This is a genomic window from Mesorhizobium sp. Cs1299R1N1 (genome assembly GCF_037179655.1).
Taxonomy (GTDB): domain Bacteria; phylum Pseudomonadota; class Alphaproteobacteria; order Rhizobiales; family Rhizobiaceae; genus Mesorhizobium; species Mesorhizobium salmacidum.
The window spans coordinates 1-246 of record NZ_JAPYKR010000151.1; the positions used below are offsets into that span (position 1 = coordinate 1).

1 protein-coding gene is annotated in these 246 nt (G+C 72.8%); it reads right to left on the bottom strand.

The annotated features are described in order from the left end of the window. The coding region (locus O7A70_RS34465) for a phosphopantetheine-binding protein (protein ID WP_337144246.1) at window positions 1–246 on the bottom strand (246 nt) is incomplete at both ends.

Consider the following 246-nt stretch of genomic DNA (forward strand, 5'->3'; position numbering starts at 1 on the left):
CTCCACCCCCAGCGACAGCCGCCGCAGCCGCTCCATCAATTGCACCGCCAGCAGCGAGTGACCGCCGAGCTCGAAGAAGTGGTCGTGGCGTCCGACCCGCTCGACCCCCAGAAGCTCGACCCAGATGCCGGCCAGCGCCGTCTCGACCGCGCCCTGCGGCGCCTCGTAGGCCGCCCGCGCATAGGCGTCGTCCTCGGGGACCGGCAGCGCCTTGCGGTCGAGCTTGCCGTTGGCCGTCAGCGGCAG